Source organism: Leifsonia sp. Ger2509, assembly GCF_055231915.1.
In genome coordinates this window covers 2,920,462-2,940,981 of record NZ_JBUYVB010000003.1, presented here as the reverse complement: position 1 = coordinate 2,940,981, position 20,520 = coordinate 2,920,462, and the positions used below count along the sequence as shown (strand labels likewise).

The following is a 20,520-nucleotide window of genomic DNA, read 5'->3' as shown; positions in this document are numbered from 1 at the left end:
TGTCGGTCGCGCCAATTCTGGCCTCGACGTCCTCCCTGTGGATAACGGGGTCCGGGCTGCCGTAACGGCGATAAAGTCGTGGGGTGGGGATGAAGACGACAGCGGCGCTAGTTGGCGCGGGCGTATCCGCAACAGTCGTCGCCCTTCTCGCCTGGCTGGGGGTCCGCTGGGCGAGGGAGCGCCTCGACCGAAACCGCACTCGGCTGAGCGAGACCCTGCCGGTGCACTCGAAGTGGTGGCGCGAGCATTCTGAGACCGAGGGCGAGCTCCTCTATGTCGCGCTCGGCGACAGCGCGGCGCAAGGCATCGGTGCCACGGCTCCTCACAAGAGCTATGTCGGACTGATCGCCGATCATATCCGTGCGGTCACCGGTCGCACGGTGCGCGTCGTCAACCTGAGCGTGTCCGGAGCTACCGTGGGCACGGCAGTCGCCGAGCAACTCCCCCGGTTTCGTCGATTCGATCCCGACCTCGTGACGGTCTCGATCGGAGCCAACGACATCCCGACCTTCGAGCCGGACGCCTTCGAGGCGGACATCCGCCTCCTCCTGGATGCGCTCCCAACCGATGCGATCGTGGCGGACCTGCCCTGCTTCTATCTGCCACACAACGAGCGAAAGGTGGCAGTTGCGAACCGCATCCTTCGGGAGGCAGCTCAGGAACGCGATCTCACCGTGGTGCCGCTGCACGAGATGATGAAACGTCAAGGCCTGAAAGGCGTGCTCACCCAGTTCGCGAACGACCTCTTCCACCCGAACGACCACGGGTACCGCATCTGGGCGTCGGCATTCCTTCCGACGGTTACAGCCCGGATGCTCGAGAAGTTCCCCGAGCCCGCCTAGCCACCACGTTTCGTGCCAGGCGCAAGGTTCGACAGCACCCGATCCCAGGCCGGAATGATCACAAGATGGCCCCGGCCGGGAACCATCTCGACCCTGGAATCAGGGATTGCCCGCTGATACCAGGTGGCGTGGGCGTTGCCGGCAAGAACATCCGCCTGCCCATTCACGATCAAGGTCTTCGCTTGGACTGCGCCGACATCGAAACCCCATGGGCGAGCGGTGTAGCTCAGGATGTCCGCTGCGACACCGCGAGTGCCCTGGCGCACCGCATCCCGCATCATGCGTTCGAGCCGGTCCCGCGCCCCGGGAAGCCCGAGTACGTCACTGTCGATCTCGGACGCCCCCACCGCATCCAACGGCACCGACGCGTCAGGCGGCGCCTGAATCACCGCGCCGAGCTGCCCGTCGAGCATCTCGCCGAGTCGCGCGATGGCGTCGTCCGGCGCGTGCTTGGCGAGTTCATCGGATGTCGCCTGGAGCGCTGGCGGAATCCAGGGCACGAACTCGTTCGGGGCGGGCGTCGCGACGATCGCGACGCGATCGACCATCTCCGGATGCCGTGCCGCGACCGCAAGAGCGACCCGGCCACCCGCCGACCAGCCGGCGATCCCGACCGGCCCCGGATGCACGCCGATGGCACCCTCATCGCGTCGCAGGACGCGCAGGTACGCGGCGATGTCATCCGCATACTGGGCGATACTCGGCCACACCCCACCGGGAAGCGGGTCGGACGAGCCGTAACCCGGACGATCGAGGGCGACGACGCGTACATTGCGGGTGTTCGTGACCAAGGGATCGGGATCGAAGACCGACGAGCCGGGCGCAGAGTGACAGAACACGACCACGCGCTCTGCGTCGGCGTCACCGAAGGTGGATACACCGATCTTCCGGCCGGACGGCTCGGTGAAAGTGAGATTTGCCATGTCCTTCATTGTCCGCCTGGCGTACGACATCGGTAGTGGTCGTCCACAAGAACAGACTCGTATCGACTGTGCACAGTCGCGGCGTCGCGCGGCCCCGGTGACAGTGGTCGCGCTTACAGTGGTGAACGACCGAGGAGGCCTTTGTGGCAAGAGCTCAACTCAGCTACCGCTGCACCGAATGCGGGTGGACGACGGCGAAATGGGCGGGCCGCTGCAGCGAATGCCAGGAGTGGGGCACGGTCGTCGAAGCGGCAGCGGAAACGGGCATCCTTCGCGCCTTGAAGCCCGTGGCCATCAGCGACGCGAAGGCGGCACGCTCGATCATGGCCATTCCGACCAGCATCGTGCGCCACTGGCCGACGGGTATCGACGAGTTCGACCGGGTTCTCGGCGGCGGCATCGTGCCGGGCGCGGCGGTGCTGCTGAGCGGAGAGCCCGGTGTCGGCAAGTCGACGCTCCTGCTCGAAGTGGCGTCGAAGGCCGCGGTCCGGCAGTCCCGGGTCCTCTATGTCAGCGCAGAGGAGTCGGTCAATCAGGTCCGGCTCCGTGCCGAGCGAACGAACGCGATGCACGAGAACCTCTTCCTCGCCTCCGAGACCGACCTGGCCACCATCGTCGGCCAGATCGATGCCGTCGATCCGCAGCTGGTGATCGTCGACTCGGTGCAGACGGTCTCGAGTGCGAACGGCGAAGGCCTCGCCGGCGGAGTCAGCCAGGTGCGTGAAGTCGCGGCGACCCTCATCCGTGTCGCAAAAGACCGCAACCTGCCGGTGCTGCTCGTGGGTCATGTGACCAAAGACGGCTCCATTGCCGGCCCGCGGCTGCTCGAACACCTCGTCGACGTGGTCTGCCAGTTCGAAGGGGACAGGCAGACCAGCCTCCGTTTCGTGCGGGCACTCAAGAACAGGTTCGGGCCGACCGACGAAGTGGGCTGCTTCGAGATGACGGCCGACGGAATCGCTGAGGTCGCCGACCCGAGCGGTCTCTTCCTCAGTCGCGCGGCGACACCCGTCTCGGGAACCTGCGTCACGGTCGCGATGGAGGGGCGCCGGCCGCTGCCGGTCGAGATCCAGGCGCTCGTCGTGCGCACTACCGCGCCCAACCCGCGCCGCGTCACCAACGGGGTCGACTCGTCCCGCGTGGCGATGCTTCTCGCCATCCTCGAACGACGCGCGGGCATCAAAGTTAGTGACCAGGATGTCTACATCTCCACGGTCGGAGGCGTACGGCTCACCGAGCCCGCGGCCGACCTCGCCATCGCGATCGCCGTCGCGTCAGCGGTGCACGACCATCCGGTCGCCCATACGCTGGCCGCCTTCGGCGAGATCAGCCTCGCGGGAGAGATCCGGCCCGTCTCCCACAGCAAGCAGCGCGCAGCCGAAGCCAAGCGCCTGGGCTTCACCGCCCGCCTCGACGACGAAACCGCGACGATCATGCAGGCGCTCCGCCACGCGTTCCGCACCGGAGCGAACCGGCGCGACCGCGAACTCGACGCCGCCTTTTGAGCCTGCATCGGCTCACCTCGACGCAGCCTTGTGAACCTGCATCGGCTCAGCTCGACGCCGCGCCCGCGCCAACCTGTCCACGAAGCGATCGTTCGTTACGCTAGAACGATTCACAGCCTCAGATCCCCGGAGTGTCATGCCGATCCCTGTCAATGAAGGCGAGCCCCGTCAACGAGTCCTCCTCCGGGAGGTCGCACTCGAGCGCATCCACGACGCGATCATGGACGGAACGCTCCGGCCCGGCGAAGACCTTCGAGACGACGAGCTGCAGGCCTGGCTGGGCATCTCCCGCCGCCCGATCCGCGAAGCACTGCAAGAACTCGCGACCACCGGCCTCGTCGAGATGGTGCCCAACCGCTACACCCGCGTCGCCACACCCAAAGAAGAGGATGCGCTCACGGCGTACCACACGCTCGCGGTGATCCTCAGTGGAGTCGTGCGCCTCGCCATCCCCCTCCTCGACACCGCGACGAAGAAAGACCTCTCCCGCGAGCTCAAGACACTCGCGACAGCAGCGCGGAAGCGCGACTTCGACACCCTCGCCCAATCGACAGTCCCGATGTTCGGCACCTACATCACCAACTGCGGCAACCCGCAGCTCATCCGGATCTGCAACCAGACCATCGACGGGCTCTCCTTCAAACTGCGCGTCGAGCGTGCCGCCACCCTGATGGACTTCGACCACTTCGCGAACGACCTCGACGCCCTCCGTGAGGCAACCACGAAGGGCGACGGTGAGGCGGGCGCCCGCGCGGTGGAGCGGCTCTACCAACTCCCGCAGGGCTAGCCCCACCCGCGCAGCGACGGCGCCACTGCTACGAGCCGCTTCGAGACAACTCTCAGATCCAACATCTAACATATTGGTGTTCCACGCTACGTGCGGAAGACGACGGGACGAGATTGGACTCAGCAATGGAAAACGGCTTCATCTTCGAAAGGGCACTCGACATCCTCTTGCGTCAGACCGACTCGGTCGTCGAGCGCGCCGAACTGCTCGAAGCGATCATCACAGCCTTCACCGAGCACGCCGCCCGGACGACCCGCCCAGACGACGCGGAGATCCTGACGCTTACGCGGTTCAGGATGGGCGCAGTCGACTACCGCAACTGGGCTGCAAAAAATGACCGCGCGCGAGGCGATCACGCACGGGTGGCCGCCTAGCGACCGTGCCGATCCGCCCACACTGGACTCGCTGTCGATGATTCGACGGCGAGTTCGCCATTTGAGGGATGCGCCGATCGGCCAGCCTCGCGAGACACATACGTGCTGAGTGCGGAACGCGCAGATTCGCGGAAGAACCCCGTAGAGAGGGCTTCCCGTCCCCAACGATTGGTCCTGAGCGACTTATGCGCTTACGTACAACATTTGGGTGTTCCGAAGGCCGCATCGCGTGAATGGATGCGACGTGGTCGGAGGCCGCCCCCGATTCACAATCCGGAGCATCACCAGTGAAATCATCGAAATCAATCCATCGGGCGCTTGCTGTGACCGCGGCGATCGGCACGACCCTCGTGGGCGTCGCGTTCGCCGGCCCCGCAGCAAGCGCTGCGGAACCGTGTGCGCCCGCCTGGCAGAGCGGCGCCGTCTATCAGGGTGGCGACACCGCAAGCAGCGCCGGCCACAACTGGGCCTCGCAGTGGTGGACCACAGCCGACCCGACCGCCGCCAACGGTCCCCTCTACAGCGGCCAGCCCTGGCTGGACAAGGGCGAATGCAGCGGCGACGGGTCCACCACGCCCACCACTCCGACGAACCCCGGCACCACCGCCGACGCACCGGACTGGTCGGACAGCCGGGTCTACCTCGGCGGTGAAATCGTCAACTATGAAGGCGTGCTCTACCACGCCAACTGGTGGAGCCAGAATGAGGCGCCGAGCACCCACGCCGGCCCGGAAGGCTCCGGCAAGCCGTGGACGGTCGTCGGCGACAAGGCACCCGGCACCCCGACGCCGATCCCCGACACCGACAACGGCACCGACAACGGCACGGACAACGGCACTGACACGGGAACGGATGTCGGCACCGACACCGGCATCGACGTTGAGACCGGCGGCCCCGCAGGCGGGTTCATCTACAGCCCTTACAAGGACATCGGCATGGAGATGATGGACTGGACCAACCACCTGTTCGGCACGATCATGGATGGCAAGCAGATCCCTCTCGCCGGCCCCGGATCGTACGCGGAGAAGACGGGCACGAAGGCCTTCACACTCGCATTCGCGACCGGTGAATGCGGATCGGAGTCGTGGGGAGGCTACACGGGACCCGACATGCTCAACGGAATTGGGGAACTCCGAAAGGCGAACGTCGATTACATCATCTCCACGGGCGGCTCGAACGGCGCCTTCACCTGTTCCTCGCAGGCCGGGATGAATGACTTCATCAAGCGTTACTCCAGCCCGAACCTCGTCGGCATCGACTTCGACATCGAAGCAGGACAGTCGCCGGCGGACGTGGAGAACCTCGCGAACTTCGCAGCCGGTGCTGAGAAGGCGTACCCGAACCTGCGCTTCTCGTTCACATTGCAGTCTCTCGCCGCCAGCGATGGCTCCTACGGTGGACTGAACTGGGACACAGGTAAACCGACGATCGCGGCGATCAAGGCGAGCGGGCTGAAGAACTACACCGTCAACCTCATGACGATGGATTACACGACATCCGTTGCCGCCAACTGCGCGCTCCGCGCACCCGGCGAGTGCGACATGGGCCAGTCCGCGATCCAGGCGGTCAAGAACCTCGAGCACAACGAGCATATTCCGGCGAGCAAGATCGAGATCACCCCGATGATCGGCATCAACGATTCCCCGGATGAGATCACCTCGCTCGCGGACGTGGACACGATCACGGCATATGCGAAGTCAGCAGGCCTCGCAGGTGTCCACTTCTGGTCGGTCGATCGGGACACCCCCAGTCACAAATCGCACTCGGAATCCAATAGCAACAGCGTCGACATCGCCGCATTCGCATTCGGCAAACAGTTCGTGAAGGGGCTCAAGTAGCACCACGCTCGGCGCCACACGATCACGCGTGACGCCAAGAATCCGCGGGAATGCCCTGGACATCATCCGATGTCCAGGGCATTCCCTGTTTTCGGTGGACTACCCGCTCCTCACGTCGTCATCACGGGCCACACGAGCGTCTCCGAGCTCTGGTCGTAGGAAGCCCTCGCTCGGCACGTCGTCGACCATGGCGTGGGTAATCAGCGGTCGCGCCGACAGCGACAATGCCCCTGGCCTCTCGCCGGGGATCCCCTGGCGAACGATCCAGCCTTCGAGCCCGGAGGTGGCCGCGGTCCGGTGAAAGTGCCCCCTCCACGAGCTCGGCGTGGGCGAGGACTATCTGGATGCCGCCCGCCGCTGGACCGGCCGCGTGAGGTCGGCTTCGACGCCACACGCGCCAGAACGCGCGATCCGCACTGCGTCAGCGAGGATCATGATCACTCGCCAAGAGCTCGTCACCGCAGGGCGGCCGCACATACGGCCCGCGGATCCGATCGGGTACAGCAAAACTCCCCTCGACCCGATGATCGGTCCATCGGGTCGAGGGGAGTCTGTGCCGGAGCTACTTCGTGAACGTGAAGGTGTCCACGAGTGTCGGCTGCGCGCTGCCGGTCGGCGTCCACACGCCCGATCCGGGCTTGTCGCCGACGGTCCACCAGTTGTTCCGGTAGATCGTGCCCTCGTACCGGACGGCGTTCCCCGGAAGCAGGTAGACCGCCTTCGGATCCCAGGCGGCCGTGTTCACGATCGCCTCGTCGTACATCGCGACAACGACCGTCTGACCGGCGGTGAACGCGCTGCTCGCCGACGCCCTGTGCCACGACGCGCCACCATCGGTCGACCACATGTGGGCGGAGGTCAGTCCACTGATCGTGCGCGTAGTTTCGTCGACCGTGAGATCGTGCTCGCCCCCCGGCGAGAAGTGGAACGCGGCGATCGTGTCGGCGTTGGCGCTGCCGGCAGGCTTCCAGACGTCGGCCGTGCCCGGCTTGTCGCCGGAAGTCCACCAGGAATTCGTGTAGAGCTTCTCGTTGTACTCGACGAGCGCGCCCGGCAACATGAACGTTGCACTCGAGGTCCAGGGGACGCTCCTCAGGATGTCCTCGTCATACCGGGCGACGACGACGTCCTTCCAGCCAGGGAACAGGTCGTGCCCCGTCGCCCGATGCCAGGTCTTCTGACCGTCGACCGACCACATGTACTCCGGTGACAGGCCATCGATGGTGTTCCGGTCGTCGTCCGCTCGCAGCGTCGTACTGGGGAAGACGGCACCGGGGACGTCCGGCTCGATCGCGACATCCGGCTCGGTCGGAACATCCGGCTCAACCACGACATCCGGCACGCCCGGCACATCCGGCTCAACCACGACATCCGGCACGCCCGGCACATCCGGCTCGACCACAACGACAACGACCTGGATCGGCGTCGATGCGTTCCCGTCCTTGTCCGTGGCGATCACCGACAGGACCGCCCCGTTCGGCTGCTCTCGCGCGAACTCGACCGTGAACGCGCCCGCGGCATCGGCTTTCGCAGAGCCGACGATGGCGCCGGTGCGATCCTTCACCGTGATCGTGGATGCGGGCTGGGCTGTACCGGTCACCGTCGACCCGTCGCTCTCCAGCCCGGCCGGCGGCTGAGGTGCCTGCGTATTGCTTCGCGTGCTGACGTGGATCGTCGCCGTCGTCGCCGTGCGTTCGACCACGCTGATCGAGACTCCTCCGGTGGGCGAGGTGAAGGTCATGCCGGGGTCCCACCACGAGTGCCGGACCCCGTCCGCGCCGGCCGGCGCGGGTAGCAGCCAGGTTCCCTTGTACCTGTTGTCGTCTTCGCGCAGGATGCGGACGCCCCAGCCCTTCTGGTACCTGACGCCGTCGTAGCTGACGGTGTTGCCGGGCGCCTCGAAGGACGGCGTTCCGCTCTCGTAGCCGTCGGGCGTCGCGAGCTCGACCGTGTAAGTGCGGAGGGAGATGGGATCGGTGACCTGCACCGCGCGCTTGCCCGACAGGATGTCACGGGTCGAGATCGACACATCCCGCTGTGCGCTGCCGGTGACGCTGTCGTAGTCGCTCCGTGGGATGAACCCGAGGTCGATCGCGCGCGGCGTCGAGAGGTCCTTGAACGCTTTCGGCGTGCTCCAGGCCATCAGGTCCGCGCTGTCCTCGTATTCCTTGCTCGTGCAGGTGCCGCCCCGGGAGGTGAGCTCGCCATCCGCTGCGTTGTCGCCGCACAGCAGCAGGTTCGCGTGGTTGAGGCCGAGGTTGTGGCCTATTTCGTGCGCCCACACGCCACCGTGCCCGACTTCGCCTTCTTCGACGTGGAGCCAGGCCCCTTGTGCGCCTGTCGTGTCCATCATCGCGTGACCCGACGCCGAGCCCGCCGTGCACCCTGCTGCCACGAGGTAGAAGAAGTGATGGTTGGCCGCGGGCGTGAAGCCCGAGCCCGCTTCGGCCCGTGTCACAGCGGCCGTCTTCTGGGCTGTGGTCGCGCCGCATGTCGCCGGGCGGTCATCCCAGGTCAGCGATGAGAGCGTGAAGTTGACGAGCCCTCCGGACTGGTTCCGCCAGTAGTCGGCAACGCTCGCGAACTGTTCACGGATCTGCTTCTCCATGAGCGCCGTGTGCGCGGAGCCGCCGGTCGCCGTGGTGGCGACGATGCTGACGGGATGATCGGTCGTGGTCGGGCTCGCGGCGTCGGCGTCGATCGGGCCGGACACCGCGGCGAGCGCGATGGACCCGATGATCGCGGTTGCGATGGCAGGGCGGATTCTCATGGTGTTTCCTCGTGTGGTTCGTGTAAGCGTTGGTGCCCGCGGGCTACCAGTCGATCGGGCGCGTCTTTCCGACGAGGCACTGACCATGTGCAAGGGCCGGCGCAGCCATGCTGCGATAGCCGGCGGAGTCTTCGCCGTTCTGCCCGATCAGGCAGGTCTCCCCCAACTGCACCGAGAACTGGATCGAATTCGCTTGGAGGTCGATCGTCGTCCGGTCGGCGGTCAGTTGCATCGCATCCTTCGGGAAGCCGGCTGCGACCAGGCCGTCGACCAGGTCGCGCCCTCGTGCGTCCGGGTTGGCGGCCAGCACGGCGCGGTTCACCTGGTCGAAGAAGGGGAGGTTCTCGGCGGCGGTGCCGTCGGGGACCAGTCGGATGCTCGTCGCAGCGGGCGACGGCACCGCAGGCGCGCCAGTGCCGCGAGCAGCCGTCGGAACGGTCGTGCCCCCGACTCCCGCGCATCCCGTCACGACCGCTGCAATCACACTCGCGGCCGTGACGGCGATCGCGCTGCGGTGCAGCGTCTGTGTGAGCCGTCGTGGTCGGTGGGGGATTCGCATCGGGTCTCCGTCGGGCGCGGTCAGTCCGCTGGTAGGGGCTTGTGTGGGAGCGACCTTTAAGGCAACTCTCATATTGCAATGCAAACATATTACACGTGTCTGCTCATATCCAAAATGTTACGCATCAAGCTCCACCTCCACTCCGCCCACGCCGAAAACGACACCGCGCGAGTGTCAGCGGTGTCGCCGGCGAGCTCCTCGTCACGGTGGGCGTGCTGACCCTGCTCTTCTTCGGGTGGCAGACCTGGTGGAACAGCATGGTGCTCGCCGGCCAGCAGACGAACGCGGCCACGGCGTTGAGCCAGAAGTGGTTGGACGCCGCGAAGCACGAGACCGCCTCGCCACACGAGCAGACCACACCGCTCGAGATCCCGGTTCTGGCCGAACCGGCCGACTATGAGTCGTTCGCCGTCATCTATGCACCACGGCTGGGCGAGTCGTGGACACGGACCATCCGGCAGACTGTGGATACGGGGAAGGTCCTCAACAGCTACAAGGCCGGCGTCGGCCACTACAAAGGCACGCAGATGCCGGGCGACCTCGGCAACTTCGCCATCGCCGGACACGACAGCGGCTGGGGGAACACCTTCATCGACCTGTCGAAGCTGCGGCTCGGTGATCGCATCTACATCCAGACGAAGGACGGGTGGTACACCTACGTGTTCCGGAATCTCTCCTACGTGCAGCCCAACGCCATCGGTGTCGTCGGTCCGGTCCCCCAGGCGCCCGGCATGACCCCTTTCGACCGCCTGATGACGATCACCACATGCAATCCCCCCTTCCACGCAGGGGAACGACTCATCGCCTATACCGTTTTCGAGAAGTTCAGCCCGACGCTCGAGGTCCCCCCAGAGATCGCGGCCGCCGTCGCCGCGGAAGGAGCGTGACCGTGTACCGATTCCTGTGGTCGCTGATCCCCGGACCGATCGGGGTGAGACTTGCGATCGCGGCACTTGTGTCGTTGGCCGCGCTCTTCGCTCTCGTGACGTGGGCCTTTCCGTGGATCGACGGGATGCTCGGCACACAAGGAGGATCCGTCGGGCAGTAGCGCGCATGTCCCTTGAATATCAGATTCCTGTGTAACATGTAGGTCACCTGTGAATCTGGAGGGAACATGAGGCCGGGAACCGACCGCCGCATCCGACGGCAGCTGCTGAGCGACACCGTCTTCGACCGGCTGCTGCAGCAGATCCTCGACGGATCGCTCCCTGAGGGGACAAGACTCGACATCGCCGAGCTGACGGATGAATGGGGCGTCTCCCGGACCCCGCTGAGAGAGGCCCTCTCGCGACTGGCCGCACTGGGCTTCATCGACATGCGGCCCAATCGACCGACCCATGTCGCGTCCTGGAGCTGGAGCGACATGGCCGATCGGGTGCTGCTGGCGTCGTATCTCTGCAGGGCCGTTCTCACGGACGGCTGGTCTCCAACGTCCGAGGTGCGCACCACGGCTTCGGAGGGGATCCGCTCGTTGCAGGCCTGCGAGCGCGACTGCGCGCCCGGAGAGGACGCCTGCACGTGTGACGCAGAGACCTTCGTCACTATCGCCGAATCATTGTGTCTCTCGGCCGGAGCGCCGGCCATCCTCCACGCGGCCGTCGGCACGCTCGAGCCCCTTCGGGTCCTGTTCGCGGGCGCCCTCGACATTCCTTCGACCGATGCGGACCGTTCGACCAAGATCGCTGCCGCACTCAGCGCGATCGAGGCGGCGGAAACCGCCGAGGCGGCTCGTGATCTCGGATCGTTCGCTGCCGAGCTCGCCGAGGCGATCCGGGCCAAGGACGCAGCGGCTTAGCCGATCTCGACGCCCTCTCACCAAGCAGGCCGCCTGCGTCTACGCGTGACACAGAGACGACCGCGGTCCAGCCCGTAGAACCGGCTCGGCGCCGACGGAACTTGGGCCTCTGCGCACGTGCCGGCGCACCGCGGCTTCGTAAGCTGACCTCCGCTGCCCGTCGCAGTATCCCTTTTCAGCTCGATCCATCCAGGAGCCGAAGTGCCTTCACCTGTGTCACTCAAAACGAAGATGAGCCTCGTGGCGACCCTTGCTGTTGCAAGCGTGGTCATGACGGGGATTCCGGCGCAGGCCGCGGAGCCGGTCGTGGGTGAGCTGACGACCGTGGCGGCGAGCGCCGCGGACATGGATGCGCTCGCTCCCGACGCACCAGGCGCTCCGGAAACCGCGGCACCGTCTGCACCTGGCCGTGCAACGCCCGCGCCGGCTGCCGGTTCGGGACCGGATGCGACCGAACCCGACACGATCGAACCCGACGCGACCGAGCCCAACGCGCCCGACCCCACCGAGCCCGACGCCACCGAGCCCGACGCGACCGAGCCCGACGAGATCGACGAGGGCGGGCTCGTTCTCGACATCGCAACGGGAGAGCCCCTCCATCCGGGCGCCATGCAGCGCTCGCTCCCGCTCGGCTACACGCTGACGCCCCCTCTGGCCGCCAACGCGTACGCGTACACGGTCAAGCTCGTTGCATCGCCGAGCGCCGAGCACTACCGCTCGATCCTGAGCGGCATCGCCGCAGAACTCCGGGCGGCGGGCGTGGCCGACCTGACCATCCAGAGCGGCTACTCGCCGATGCCCCAGTTTCCGACGGACCACGAGCTGTATTTCGCTTCCGACGCCGCGGTCCCGTCGTTCTGCCCCGAGCACTCGGTCGGATGCGGTGCCAGCTATGCCCAGAACCAGCGAGCGAAGGGGACGGACAGCATCGCGCTCGCGGGCAAGGCGTGGGTCTTCCCCGCCGTCGACAAATACTCGGCGGACTATCAACGGCATGTCGTCGCTCACGAGATCGGGCACGCTCTCGGCCTGAGCCACAACCAGACCGAGATCGCCGGCCGCAAGCAGGTGATGCATGAATCCTCGTACCAGGCAGTGCAGTTCGGCGCGGGTGATCTGGCCGGTCTGGCCGTGCTGGGGCGCGACAATGCTCCGGTCGGCAAAGTCGAGTCGGTGACGCAGGACACGAGCGGCGACCTGCGCGTGACGGGATGGGCCTTCGACCCGGACCAGTCGACAGCATCGACGACGGTCGTCGCCGTGGACGGCGTCGTCGCATTCTCGGGGCCGACGACCGTCGAGCGGCGCGACATCAACCAGCAATACGGCCTGGCGAACTTCGGGCCCCGCGGCTTCGACATCACGGTGAAAGCCGCGAACGGGGTTCACGATGTGTGCGTCTCGGTCCGCGATTACCCACGCACGTCGTCCACAAGACTCTCCTGCACGAAGATCACCGTCACCGGGAGTCTCAGCGTCTCGCGGCTCTCGGGGCCCGATCGCTACGCAAGCGCGGTGGCAGTGTCGAAGAAGGCCTTCCCGGGCTCGGCGGATGTCGTGTATGTGGCATCCGGGGCAAGCTTCCCCGACGCGCTGGCCGCAGGCCCCGCGGCCGCCGAGCTGAGCGCACCGTTACTGCTGACCGCACCGACCGCCCTCCCCCGGGAGACGACGGACGAGGTCAAGCGCCTCCACCCGAAGCGGATCGTCGTCGCGGGCGGCACGGGAGTCGTCTCCGCCGCGGTCTTCGTGGCCCTCCAGCGCCTCGCCCCCGTCGTCGTCCGGGATGCGGGACAAGACCGCTACGCGACCTCCCGCGCGCTCATCAACCGCGCGTTCAGCACGTCGGCCGTCGCGTTCGTGGTCGACGGCCGCCTGTTCCCCGATGCGCTCGGCGCCGGAGCATCCTCCGCCGGCATCCGTGCACCCGTCGTCCTCGTCGACGGCGGTGCCGCAGCTGCGGACGCCGCGACGCTCTCCCTCCTGCGATCGCTGAAGGTGACGACCGTCGAGGTGGCCGGCGGAGCCGGCGCGGTGAGCGACGGTGTGGTGCGCTCGTTGACGGGGGCAGGGATGCGGGTCGAGCGCTGGTCGGCTGTCGACCGCTACGGCACGGCAGCGGCGGTGTCGGCCGGCCTCCATCCCCAGTCCGACACCGTGTACCTCGCGGCCGGGACCGACTTCCCCGACGGACTCTCCGTGGCACCCCTGGCCGCGCGATCCGGCTCCCCTCTGCTCCTGACCCGCACCGCGTGCATCCCTCCGGCTGTCATGCAGGAGATCGCGCGACTTCGGGCCACGAACCTGGTAATCGTCGGAGGAACCGGGGTCGTCTCGCCGGCGGTCGCTGCCCTCGCCGTCTGCCGATGAGTCGCACGGGGCGGCGGCAGGGCTGCGGCAGGGCTGGGGTATTATGTGGCCAAACGTTAGACGTAACATTTAGGAGTTCAGCGATGCCGGTACCTTCCAACGAGAACGCGCCGGCGCGGGTCCTCCTCCGCGACATGGTTCGCGACAAGGTCCGAGCGGCCATCATGGACGGCACGCTCCAGCCTGGCGAGATCCTGCACGACGACGAACTGCAGAAGTGGCTCGGCGTCTCGCGCACCCCGATCAGGGATGCCATGAGCGAGCTCGCCCGCATGGGCCTGGTCGAGACCTCCCCGAACCGTTTCACCCGCGTCGGCGATCGCTCGGCGTCCGAGGCCATCACCTCCATGAATGCGCTTGGCATCCTCCTGTCCGGGGCAGTGCGGCTCGCCGTGCCCCTGCTCGACGACGCCACCGTCGACCGGATCGCCTCCGAGATCGACGAGATCTGCGCTCTGCTCAACAGCGGCGACGAAGCAGCGACGCGCCCTCGAGCTGTCGACATGTTCTCCATCTACGTCGAGAACTGCGGCAACCCCCAGCTCATCCAGATCTGCAAGAACACGATCGACGGGCTCACCTTCAAGGCGCGAAGCGAAAGCATCTACACGCTGGTCGACACCGCCGCCGCCACGAAGGAGTTCCAGCGCCTGTCGGCTGCAACGCGCGCGAGAGACGTCATGGGAGCGGCGTCGGCCGTCGAGGCGATCTACCAGCTGCCTGCAACGAGCGGTCGCTGACCGGAAGGCGCACTCCGCACTATTCGTCGGTCGATCGGCACCCGGTCGCCACGCCCGCCCCTCTGAAGCGATCCGCGGTCCACGTCAGCAGCCCGGGGATGAGCGGGGAGTCCTTCTCAACGAGCGGCACGTGGTTCAGGCCCGCGTAGGTCCGATAATCGATGGATTCGCCCGCGGCGCAGGATTGCACGACGTACTCGTGCTGGGCCGACGGGACGACCAGCGAATCGTCGGAGCCCTGGGCGATCAGCACCGGAACGGTGACCGTCGGGGGTGGGATGTTCTGTTCCAGCCGCTTACCGAACGCCCCCGTGTTCGGGTCCTCGGCGAAGATCCGCGGGTCCCTGCTCAGACTGAGCGCGTTCAGCACCGACACGAGCGCACCCGGCTCCGCCAGGCATCGCTGCGACATGGCACGCACGGTCGCCTGGGCACCCGGGCGGATGTACTGCCGCCAGGTGACGTCCGGATAGTACGACGCGTACGCGGCGAAAGCGAACGAGGCGAAGATGCTGCCGCCGGTCACCTGGGGAAGACTGCCCACGAGGGCGGGTAGATTCGCTGCCGGCGCCAGCGCGGCGACGCCGGAGAGGCGCACATCCGGCGCATAGTCCTTCGCGAGCGCGCGGGTCCAGAGGGCTGCCCCGCCGCCCTGGGAGTGGCCCCAGACGACTGTCTCGTCCCCCACATCCGCCGCCGCCAGCTCTCGGGCGGCCCGCACGGCATCCAGCGACGCGTGAGCGCTGTCCACCCCGACGAGATATGGATGCGGGCCCGGCGTCCCGAGGCCGATGTAATCGGTTGCGACGAGCGCCCACCCGTGGTCGATGACATTCGGGAGCACGAACAGCGCACCCGACTCGAACGGATGCGGTAGCAGCGAGGGAGCGCAGTTCTGCGCGTACCCGGTCGTGCCGTGATTCCAGTCGATCACCGGCCACTGTCCGGACCCGGTACTGGGCACGACGACCAGAGCGCTCGCCGTCGCGGCGGTGCCATCGCCACGCGTCGTCGTGTAGAGGATGCGCCACCCGACGGCATTGGACGGTACATCGCGGGTGAACGGCTCAGATCGGATCAGTCGGCCGGGCGCACTCGGCACGTCCCGCGGTGCCGCGTAGAAGTCGTCGACGACCGGCGACCCCGACGAGATCGCGTAGCTGGCGAACCCGAGAGCGACCGCGGCCAGGACGGTCACGACCGCGACCGAGGTCGTCGCCCACCTCCGCAACGCGCCACGCGGCCGGTTCGACGGGTTCGCCGGGGTGGGGTGGATGGTCCGCCAGGCCAGCCGCACGGCACCGATGACCAGGCGCGCACCGAAGGCGATCGACACGATCAAGAGTGTGATGTCCGGCCAGAGCAGCGCAAGGACGCCGAACACGACGCCCGCGCCACCGAACGCCGCATCCGCGATCCGTGCGTCGATCGAGCGATCGGCGCCGAACGCGCGGGCGATCGAAAGCGCACCGCTGAGGACCAGCCCGACGCCGACGAACACGGCCACGAGGCGAACCGTCAACCCGGGGAAGACGAGGACGAAGACGCCGCCGGCGATCCACAGCGCGCTCATGGCGATGGCGGATCGACCGAAGCGACGAGACGCTCGGTCGGTCGACATCGCATCCATCAGGTCAAGGACGCCCGTCAGGACGAGGCCGGTCCCGACCAGCAGGGCCAGCACGCCCAGGGAGGTCGTCGGCCGGAAGAGGACCACCAACCCGAGCAGGAGCGTGACGGCCGCGATCGCGAGCCTCACCCCCGACGGCACTCTGCCCAGCAGGCGCTGGGCTGGATTTCGAACGGCACCCTTCTCGATCATGACTCCATCCTCGTTTCCGATTCAGGAGTCGCAAAACCCTCCCGGCCTAGGCGAGGCCGAGGCGCCGCACGACATTCGCACGGCGGACCTGACGCCGAAGGGTGACGAGGTCCACCAGGATGCCGATGCCGAACAACCCGAAGGTGACAAGCCAGAGGCAGCCGCGCTCGAAGTTGCGCAGGTAGAAGTGCTGGATGCCCGCGACACCGAACAGCGTGAGCAGTACCAGAAGGTAGGCTCGGGTCGTCGATTTCGGGTCCAGTTGTGGAAGGCCGCACCCCACAGAGTGTGGACCTACCGTTCCCTTGTCCATGGTTCGCATCAGGATCTCCTTGTCTCTTCGAGTCGATGGCGAGGCGACGTCGTCGCTCGCTAGGCGTGCCGACGGAATCGTTCGTCGAGTTCCATGCGGCGCACGCCGGCGTAGTAGGACTGTTGGGGCTGACCGCGGTGCCGTGCCCGGCGATCGGAGTCGAGGCTCGGTCGTTCGGTGCGTGGGCCGCGCCCGGCTGTGGTGGTCGCCGCGCGACGACCCGCGTCAGTCTGCGCAGAGGTCGGCCCGACAGCTGTCGGCGTGGTCTCCGCGCAGCGTTCGCGATCGTCACCCTTCGGATCGGTCGTGGTGTTGCTGGCACGTCGGCTGAGGAACAGGCCGAGAAGAATGAGCAGGTACGCTGCGGTGACCGGAACGCAGACAGCGAGCAGCTGAAGCGAAAGCGGCCATTGTGACGTGGCGAGGTTCATCGGTGTCCCTGTCGGTGAAGTGTGTGTGCGTGAGGCCCCGGCCCCGGGGGCCGGGGCCTCACGTCAGATGCTGCTTACGGTCAGTTGCTGCCGAAGCGGCGCTTGCGGATGACGAGCACCAGCCCGCCGAGCGCGATCAGAGCCGCTGCTGCCGCGAGGACGACGCTGATGTCGAGACCGGTGTGGGCCAGGACGATGGGCTCATCCGGCGTCTCGCCACCTGCACTCGGTGCGGCGGTGTTCGTGAGAACCACGTCAGCGCTCTCGTCACCGACGATGACCTGCGTCGTGGTGAAGTCGATGCCGTTCCAGACGACACCGGCGATCTGTGGGAGGTCGATCTCGGTGAGCTCGACCATCGTGCCGACCGGCAGGTCCTCGGGCCCGTTGACGGAGTTGCCGTCGGCGAGAACCGTGAGGGTGCCGGAGGTGGGCTCACCGTCGATCTCGTAGGCGTACTTCACCGTGAACTGCGTGTTCGGGTCCACCAGGCCGGAAGCCTGGCCGATGACCTTCTTCTGGACCGAGAAGGTGCCGAGCGCCGGGACCTCCGGGCCGACGCTCGAGTCGGCGGTGTTGGTGACGACGACCTGAGCGATGGTGTCCTTGGCGATCGTGATGTTCTTCGGGCTGAAGTCGATACCGTTCCACATGACGCCCTCGATCTTCGGAAGGTTGATCTCGGTGAACTCGATTTCAGTTCCGACCGGCAGGTTCTTGAGACCCTCCACGACGGTGCCGTCAGCGAGGACCGTGACCTTGCCCGACGTGGGGACGCCGTCGATCGTGTACACGTACTTCACCGTGAACGCGGTATCGGCGGGAACCAGCTCGGACGCCTCACCGACGACCTTCTTCTGCACCGAGAAGCCCCCCGTGGGGATCTCCTCAGCGTCAGCGGTGTTCGTCAGGACGACGGCGGTGACTGTGCCCTCGCCGATCGTGATCGCGCTGTTCTCGACCGTGATCGAGTCCACACTGAAGTCGATGCCGCCCCACACCACACCGGTGACCGGCGGAATGCCGACCTCGGTGAAGGTGACGACCGTGCCGGCAGGAAGTTCCTCCGGACCGTTCACGATCTCTCCGTTGGGCTTGACCGTCAGCGTTCCTGTGGTGGGCTCACCGTCGATCTCGTAGGCGTACTCCACCGTGAACGCGGTGTTCGGGTCGACCAGACCAGCTGCCGCACCATCCACCTTCTTCTGCACGGTGAAGCTTCCGGGCGCCGGAAGCTCAGGAGCTGCGTTCGGGTCGGCCGTGTTGGTCACGACGAGGATGGCGTTCGTGTTCTCGGCGATGGTGATGTTCTTCGGGCTGAAGTCGATACCGTTCCAGTTGACGCCCTCGATCTTCGGAAGATTGATCTCGGTGAACGTGAGTTCCGTTCCGACGGGCAGGTTCGGGCCGGTCACGGCCTCGCCGTCAGCGAGGAACTCGATGGTGTCCCACGTGGGCACGCCGTCGACCGTGTAGTCGTAGCGCACCGTGAAGACGGTGTCCGCCGGAACCTTGCCGGCAGCGTCACCGACGAGCTGTTTCTTCACCGAGAAGGTGCCGATGTGCTCGTCCTTGTCGGCGGTGTTCGTCACGGTGACCTCGACGGTCTTGTCCTTCTCGACGGTGATCTTGTCCGGGCTGAACGTGATTCCGTTCCACGCAACACCTTCGACCTGGGGGATACCGGTTTCGGTGAAGGTCACTTCCGTGCCGACCGGAAGCTCCGGCGACTCCGTGATGGTGCCGTCGGCGAGAACCGTGAGGTCGCTCGTGGTCGGAACGCCGTCGATCGTGTATGCGTACTCCACCGTGAACGCGGTGTTCGCCTCCACCTTGGTCGCAGCCTCACCGATGATCTTCTTCGTGAGCGAGAACTTTCCGGTGGGGACCTTTTCCGCGTCCGCCGTGTTCGTCACCACGACCGCCGTCGTCGTGCCGTCCCCGATCGTGATCGGGTTCTTGCTGAACTGGATGCCGTTCCACACGACACCGGTGAGCGGCGGGATGTCGTCCTCCGCGAAGGAGACGACCGTGCCGACCGGGAGGTTCTCCGGTCCGTTGACCGCCGTGCCGTCGGCCTTCACGAACATCGAGGACTCGGTGTGGACACCGTCGATGTCGTAGGAGTAATTCACCGTGAACGTGGTGTTCTTGTCCACCAGACCGGCAGCTTCACCGTCGAGGCGCTTCTCGACCGAGAAGCTCCCCGTCGGGATGACGGTGCACGATTTCCCGATCCACGGGTAGTTGTGGTGCTCGTTCTGGCCGCCGTTGTAGGTGAGGTTCCCGCCGACATGGATGCGCCCGTTCGTGCTGAGGTGCACGGTGGCGTCAGCGTGCGGAGCGAGCACGGAACCCAGGAACTGTCCGCCTTCAGCGAGATTCAGCGTGGGCGTGTCGACGAAGTTCCAGAGGATGCGCGACGCAGCGTTGCCGAAGTCGGGCGACTGGAGGTCATCGACCCGTTCGGCCCCGAAGTAGAAGCCCGTGGACTCGAGTGTCACGCTCTCCTTGCCGGTCACGTTGATCACGATGGGCACGCTCGGATCGGCAGGAAGACCCGTGAAGTGGAACTCCTTCGCCCCGTCGAGCTGGCTCGCTGGGATGGAGAACACCTGCCAGCCGGATGCCCCGCCCTCCGAGGTCAGAGTCGCGGCTTTGCCGGAAGGCGAAACGGAAACCGAAACGGTTCCGGTCGAGGCCAGTTTCGCGATGTCGGCGCTCGTGGCGTTCATCACCTTCTGGAAGTCGGCGTTCGGCGCGAGAGCTTCAGCCTTGCCCAGGTTCTGCGTCAGGCCGTGAGCGGGAGAGACGCTGCCTGTGGCGGTTCCACCGACGTTGACGAGGCCGCCACCGATCCCGAAGCCGAGCTCGAGCGTGGTCGGCGGAGTGACTCTGAGATCGCCACCCACGGCGAGCATCACGCTTCCGCCGGCCGGGGCGATCCCGGACCCGGCTCCGACGGCGCCGATGTTGAAGTAGTCCCTCGGCACGTCGAAAGTCGCGTCGCCCTGGACGACCATGAGCCCTTCGGCCTCGGCCGTGTCACCGGTGGCGAGGTAGTTGCCCCCGGCGAATACCGAGACATTGTTGTCGGTGTACCCCACCACGTTGCTGACGAGCGGCATCTCGCCGGGGTTGGGGCACGAGTCCACAATCTGGGACTTGCCGCCCTCGACGGCCGACGCGGGCGCGGCTTGCAGCCCGAGGGCCGCGACGCCGGTGAGGGAGAGCGCTGCGGCTGTTAGCGCGCCGATGGGTTTGCGGGCGCTCCAGAGCCGCTTCTTTTGGGGGATGCTCAATGCATTTTCCTTCGATCGTAGGGCCGCCGCGCCGTGCGCCGCTGAACCCTTTGTGTGTTGTAGCTGCCAGGTGGAGTGCTTCCGTCGGGTCGCGCGTGGCAGTTCCGGGGGCATGTTTTTATTTAACATGTCACACCCGTTGCGTAACA

The 20,520-nt window shown here is 66.5% G+C and carries 17 protein-coding genes; 10 read left to right on the top strand and 7 right to left on the bottom strand.

The window, feature by feature from the left end; all coding sequences use genetic code 11:
- Positions 1-89 precede the first annotated feature (89 nt).
- Complete coding sequence (locus ACV7NN_RS14215) at positions 90-842, top strand: SGNH/GDSL hydrolase family protein (protein ID WP_463350220.1); 753 nt, start codon at positions 90-92, stop codon at positions 840-842.
- Here the strand turns inward: ACV7NN_RS14215 and ACV7NN_RS14210 are convergent.
- Positions 839-1,765 (bottom strand): alpha/beta fold hydrolase, encoded by a 927-nt coding sequence (locus ACV7NN_RS14210; protein WP_463350219.1) that lies wholly within the window; start codon positions 1,763-1,765, stop codon positions 839-841. The genes ACV7NN_RS14215 and ACV7NN_RS14210 overlap by 4 nt on opposite strands.
- Before the next feature lie 143 nt (positions 1,766-1,908).
- Between ACV7NN_RS14210 and radA the strand changes: the two genes are divergently transcribed.
- The 4 genes from radA to ACV7NN_RS14190 all read left to right on the top strand — a co-directional run bounded on the left by radA (position 1,909) and on the right by ACV7NN_RS14190 (position 6,269).
- Entirely contained in the window at positions 1,909-3,270 is a 1,362-nt protein-coding gene (gene radA, locus ACV7NN_RS14205; protein WP_463350218.1) for a DNA repair protein RadA, read from the top strand.
- Positions 3,271-3,406: 136 nt separating this feature from the next.
- Positions 3,407-4,057, top strand: coding sequence for a GntR family transcriptional regulator (locus ACV7NN_RS14200; RefSeq protein WP_463350217.1), 651 nt, complete (start codon positions 3,407-3,409; stop codon positions 4,055-4,057).
- Between the two features lie 125 nt (positions 4,058-4,182).
- Positions 4,183-4,431 carry a hypothetical protein gene (locus ACV7NN_RS14195; protein WP_463350216.1) on the top strand — a complete coding sequence of 83 codons (249 nt, stop codon included), beginning with the start codon at positions 4,183-4,185 and terminating at the stop codon, positions 4,429-4,431.
- Positions 4,432-4,754: 323 nt separating this feature from the next.
- The gene (locus ACV7NN_RS14190; RefSeq protein WP_463350215.1) at positions 4,755-6,269 is read left to right on the top strand and encodes a carbohydrate-binding protein; all 1,515 of its coding nucleotides are present in this window, start codon (positions 4,755-4,757) and stop codon (positions 6,267-6,269) included.
- Positions 6,270-6,831: 562 nt separating this feature from the next.
- On the opposite strand, the gene ACV7NN_RS14185 is transcribed toward ACV7NN_RS14190, so the two are convergent.
- Both ACV7NN_RS14185 and ACV7NN_RS14180 read right to left on the bottom strand, forming a co-directional pair.
- Positions 6,832-9,039: an Ig-like domain-containing protein gene (locus ACV7NN_RS14185; protein WP_463350214.1), complete on the bottom strand. Its 2,208-nt coding sequence runs from the start codon at positions 9,037-9,039 to the stop codon at positions 6,832-6,834.
- A 43-nt stretch (positions 9,040-9,082) separates the two neighbouring features.
- Positions 9,083-9,598, bottom strand: coding sequence for a DUF6993 domain-containing protein (locus ACV7NN_RS14180; protein WP_463350213.1), 516 nt, complete (start codon positions 9,596-9,598; stop codon positions 9,083-9,085).
- A 95-nt stretch (positions 9,599-9,693) separates the two neighbouring features.
- On the opposite strand from ACV7NN_RS14180, the gene ACV7NN_RS14175 reads away from it, so the two are divergent.
- The 5 genes from ACV7NN_RS14175 to ACV7NN_RS14155 all read left to right on the top strand — a co-directional run bounded on the left by ACV7NN_RS14175 (position 9,694) and on the right by ACV7NN_RS14155 (position 14,503).
- Entirely contained in the window at positions 9,694-10,485 is a 792-nt protein-coding gene (locus ACV7NN_RS14175) for a class E sortase (protein ID WP_463350212.1), read from the top strand.
- Positions 10,482-10,646 (top strand): hypothetical protein, encoded by a 165-nt coding sequence (locus ACV7NN_RS14170; protein ID WP_463350211.1) that lies wholly within the window; start codon positions 10,482-10,484, stop codon positions 10,644-10,646. The genes ACV7NN_RS14175 and ACV7NN_RS14170 overlap by 4 nt, the downstream gene beginning before the upstream one ends.
- Positions 10,647-10,712: 66 nt before the next feature.
- The gene (locus ACV7NN_RS14165; RefSeq protein ID WP_463350210.1) at positions 10,713-11,393 is read left to right on the top strand and encodes a GntR family transcriptional regulator; all 681 of its coding nucleotides are present in this window, start codon (positions 10,713-10,715) and stop codon (positions 11,391-11,393) included.
- A gap of 213 nt (positions 11,394-11,606) precedes the next feature.
- Positions 11,607-13,763 carry a cell wall-binding repeat-containing protein gene (locus ACV7NN_RS14160; protein WP_463350209.1) on the top strand — a complete coding sequence of 719 codons (2,157 nt, stop codon included), beginning with the start codon at positions 11,607-11,609 and terminating at the stop codon, positions 13,761-13,763.
- A gap of 83 nt (positions 13,764-13,846) precedes the next feature.
- On the top strand, positions 13,847-14,503 hold the full coding sequence (locus ACV7NN_RS14155; protein WP_463350208.1) for a GntR family transcriptional regulator: 657 nt from the start codon (positions 13,847-13,849) through the stop codon (positions 14,501-14,503).
- 19 nt (positions 14,504-14,522) lie between these two features.
- Here the strand turns inward: ACV7NN_RS14155 and ACV7NN_RS14150 are convergent, their stop codons facing one another.
- The 4 genes from ACV7NN_RS14150 to ACV7NN_RS14135 form a co-directional block, all read right to left on the bottom strand.
- Positions 14,523-16,325: a lipase family protein gene (locus ACV7NN_RS14150; RefSeq protein ID WP_463350207.1), complete on the bottom strand. Its 1,803-nt coding sequence runs from the start codon at positions 16,323-16,325 to the stop codon at positions 14,523-14,525.
- Positions 16,326-16,371: 46 nt separating this feature from the next.
- Entirely contained in the window at positions 16,372-16,647 is a 276-nt protein-coding gene (locus ACV7NN_RS14145; protein WP_463350206.1) for an NINE protein, read from the bottom strand.
- A gap of 50 nt (positions 16,648-16,697) precedes the next feature.
- Entirely contained in the window at positions 16,698-17,069 is a 372-nt protein-coding gene (locus ACV7NN_RS14140; RefSeq protein WP_463350205.1) for a hypothetical protein, read from the bottom strand.
- 80 nt (positions 17,070-17,149) lie between these two features.
- Positions 17,150-20,371, bottom strand: a complete 3,222-nt coding sequence (locus ACV7NN_RS14135; protein ID WP_463350204.1) for a DUF5979 domain-containing protein — start codon at positions 20,369-20,371, stop codon at positions 17,150-17,152.
- Positions 20,372-20,520: the final 149 nt, after the last annotated feature.